Below are 4,573 nucleotides of genomic sequence, written 5' to 3'. Positions count from 1 at the left end.
GATGATACGGGACATGTCACGATTACACCGACGAAACCTATTCCGGAAGGTGATATTTACGCTAAAGCAATAGATAACGCTGAACATCCAAATAGCTCTGTATCTAAGCCAGTAAAAGCTACTAAATTGATTGTAAAATCTGATAAAAAAGCATTTATAAATGACCATTCAAAAGAGGATGGAAGCCATAATTCAACAAATAATAAACATACAATACCTGTTGAAAAAGAAAATATAACTAATACTATTACTAAAAATAAAGTAAAAGATTTACCAAGTACTGGTGAAAAAGAATCAACTAATAATTCTTTACCTTATTTAGTTACACTACTAGGTAGCTTTGCATTACTAATTAGTAGAAAAAAGGAAAGAAAAGATAACAACAGAAATAAGTAATTCTAATATATATACTAATTAGAAAAAATCCACTGAAATCTTAAATGATTTCGGTGGATTTTTGATTTTAACTATATTTATATTTGAAATAAAATTCATACAAAAAATCATATCAATTCTACTCGTAAAAATTTCTGTAATTTGTAAAAATATAAATTGACATCTACACATAGTTATGAAGAAACATTTTTATGAAATGTTGATTAAGTCATAACTTCAACTCATTTATAAACGCATTAAAAAGAGACTACTATTTTTTAAATATCACAACACTTATTATTAAATGAATGATATAATAAAACTATATAAATTAAGTTTGATTTCTATCTTTAGTATGAAATTAAACTAACAGTTATATATATTGAGTAAAATTGAAATGTCGTAAATATGAACTTAATTCAATATATTTCCTTAATATTACTGTTATTAATTTAATTAATTTTCATTTAAAAAAGTAAAGGAGAATATCGCACCTATGAATCAACATAATCAATTACAAAAATTTAGCATTCGTAAATATGCAATCGGTACCTTTTCAACCTTAGTAGCGACATTCGTATTTTTAGGAGTAAACCATGATGCACAAGCTAGCGAGCAATTAAATACCACTCATCAACATTCGAATAGCAATCAAGAAAATTCAATTAACGAAAGTGCTAATACGCCAATTAATCCTTTAGATAATAAAATTACCACAGGTCAAGTTCAATCAAAACAAATCAATGACAATATTAAAGAAACTAAATTAAATGCACAAACTAACAATAAACAACAAGCTAATAACGATTTGAATGTTTCAAATCAGCCATCAAACACACATGTTAGAAAAAAGAGAGCTACTAATTCAGATGAAATTGATTTTAATCGAGTAGTAACAGGATCAGTTGATAATTCATCTGTTGCTGCACCAAATACTTCATCATCAACGTCTAATGATCAGCAAGCACCGCTTATTAAACCAACTTTCATTACAAGTGTAGGAGATGCAGCTAATACGAAAAGACCAATTGAGATTTTGACTTCACCAAATACTGACGTAGCTCTATTAGATAAAGATGGTGCGACAATGGGTACTGGTAGAACAAATGAAACTGGTCATGTCACTATCGTTCCACAACAATGGATTCCTAAAGGCAATGTTTCAGCTAAAGCAACACGTGGTTCAGAAAGTGTTACGTCAGACCCTGTCGAAGCATTAAATACTGATCCTCAACATAGACCATTTGTCATTGAAGTCACAACGGATCCTTTTACAAGAATTGAATTAAGAGACAAATATAATAAACCACTAGGAGCTTCTAGAACAAATGATAAAGGTCATGCATATATCGTGCCAACTAGACCTATCCCTGAAGGTAATGTGACGGCCGTAGCAACAGATGAAAATGGTAACTCATCTACTTCAGATCCTAAGAAGGCAACTGACACAACACCGCCTGACAAACCAATTATTCATACAAATTTAGTTGATAAAGTAGGTACACTAACTCCAATAGAAATCACTACTGACCCTGATACTAAAGTGGAGTTGTTTGATAAAGATAATCACTTAATAGGTAGTGGAATGACAGATCATACTGGACACATTACAATCACTCCTAGCAAACCATTAGTTGAAGGACCGATTACAGCCAAAGCGACGGATGATGCTGAAACGCCAAATAGTAGTTATTCAGATCCTGCAAATGTAACGGATTTAACACCACCAACTTCGCCTAATTTAGATACTGACTTAGTTGGTAAAGCTGGTACTCAAACACCGATTACAGTTACAACTGATCCGAACACAACTGTAGAATTGTTTGATAAAGATGGTAATAGTTTAGGAAAAGGGACAACTGATACTGACGGACACGTAACGATTATACCTAATCGACCAATTCCTGAAGGCGATGTTACTGCAAAAGCAACGGATAATGCAGAACACCCGAATAGTTCTACTTCTCAACCTAAAAAAGCAACTGATACAACGCCGCCTTCAGTTCCAACATTTAATACAGATATAGCTGGTAAAGCGGGTACCCAAACACCAATCACTGTAACGACTGATCCAAATACTACGGTAGAACTGTTTGATAAAGATGGTAATAGTCTTGGTTCAGGTGAAACAGATGGTACAGGTCAAGTGACAATCATACCTACGAAACCAATTCCTGAAGGTAATGTCATTGCGAAAGCGATTGACCATGCTGAACATCCGAATAGCTCAACTTCTGATCCAGTAAAGGCAACTGATACAACGCCACCTACAAAACCCTCTGTTGTAGGTAGCTTAGAAGGTAAAGCAGGTACTACTGATCCAGTGGAGGTTACTACTGATCCAAATACAAAGGTTGAACTTTTAGATAAAGATGGTAATGTCATAGGTTCTGGAGTTACTGATGGTACTGGCCATGCTTTTATTACGCCGATTAAACCTATCCCTGAAGGTAATGTAACAGTTAAAGCTACTGATGATGCTGAAGTTCCTAATAGTTCAACATCTGATCCAGTTAAAGCTACAGACACGACGCCACCAAATGCACCAACCTTTGATACAGATATCTCTGAAAAAGGTGGAACATTGACACCAATTTCAGTATCAACAGACCCTAACACACACGTCGATATTGTTGATAAAGATGGTAATATCATTGGCTCTGGCACAACAGACGATCAAGGCCATGTTACAATAACGCCTAATGTTCCAATTCCTGAAGGTAATATTTTCGCAAAAGCGACTGATAATGCAGAACATCCGAATAGTTCTACATCTAAACCTGTTAACGTTATAGATACTACACCTCCAATTAAACCAACCGTTCCTGGTGGGCTAGTAGGTAAAGCGAATACACAGGATCCTATTGAAGTTGTAACTGATCCTAATACGCATATAGAAATTTTCGATAAAGATGGACAACTCATCGGTACAGGCGATACAGATCAAAATGGTCATGCTCTAATTACACCTACAAAACCAATTCCTGAAGGACCAGTAACGATTAAAGCGACAGATCATGCCGAACATCCTAATAGTTCAACATCTGATCCAATCGAAGCGACAGACACAACACCGCCTATAGTACCTAAAATGAATACGGGTCTTGATGGAAAAGCAAACACTTATACACCAGTTTCAGTAACAACTGACCCTAACACTAAAGTAGAATTATTAGACAAAGACTTCCATGTCATTGGTTCTGGTGTAACTGATGAAAAAGGTAATGCAATGATTACACCAACTAAACCAATTCCAGAAGGTAATGTTTATGTAAAAGCGACAGACAATGCTACACGTCCTAACAGTTCTATATCTAAACCTGTCAAAGCAACCGATACAACACCACCACCTAAACCAGTAGTTAAAGGTAGTATGAATGGTAAAGCTGGTACAAAAGATCCAATTGAAATTATCACTGAACCATACACTTATGTAGAAATCATTGATAAAGATGGGCGCGTGATTGGCTCTGGTAAAACGGATAAAAATGGACATGTGATCATCACACCAACTAAACCTTATCCAGAAGGCACTATAATTATTAAAGCAACTGATAATGCTCAACCGCCGAATAGTTCATTCTCAGATCCAATTAAAGTAACGGATACTACAGCACCTAAAGAACCAGTAATTCATACAACATTAATTCATAAAGCTAATACAAAAACACCCGTTAAAGTTACAACTGATCCTTACACACTTGTCGAATTACTAGACAAATATGGACATGTCATTGGTAAAGCTACAACTGATGGTAATGGTAATGCAACGATAAAACCAACAACACCAATACCTGAAGGTGACGTAACTGTGAGAGCTACGGATAATGCAGAACATCACAATAGTTCGTTATCAAAACCTGTCAAAGCCACATTGTCTGATAAAGATAAATTAGGTGAAAATAACGGTCATACTGGAAACGAAATTCTAAAAGATTTAAAACATAATGAAAAATCAAGTGGTCAAAATGATTATTTAAGCGACTATAATGAAAAGGATAATAAATCTAATGATCACAATCGAAATAAAGTTAATTCATTACCTGACACAGGTCTTAACAAAGACAATGCATCATCATCTGCATTATTATTTACTTCATTATTAGGTGGAATTGCATTATTAACAAGAAGACATAAAAAAGAAGAAAAATAGTATTTTGCTAAATAACTAAAATAACGAGTCCGGGACATAAAGTTC

General features: G+C 34.4%; 2 protein-coding genes. Both read left to right on the top strand.

The window, feature by feature from the left end:
- A partial coding sequence (locus KA858_RS11480) for an LPXTG cell wall anchor domain-containing protein (protein ID WP_210135755.1) occupies positions 1 to 396 on the top strand: 396 nt, incomplete at its 5' end.
- A gap of 475 nt (positions 397 to 871) precedes the next feature.
- A complete protein-coding gene (locus KA858_RS11475; protein ID WP_210135754.1) occupies positions 872 to 4,528 on the top strand; it encodes a YSIRK-type signal peptide-containing protein in 3,657 nt (1,218 codons plus the stop codon).
- Positions 4,529 to 4,573 lie beyond the last annotated feature (45 nt).

It is taken from the genome of Staphylococcus sp. GDX8P80P (assembly GCF_017893095.1).
In the GTDB taxonomy this organism is placed as follows: Bacteria; Bacillota; Bacilli; order Staphylococcales; family Staphylococcaceae; genus Staphylococcus; species Staphylococcus borealis.
Note: the sequence above shows the minus strand (reverse complement) of the source record. Positions and strands in the feature narration are given on the sequence as shown.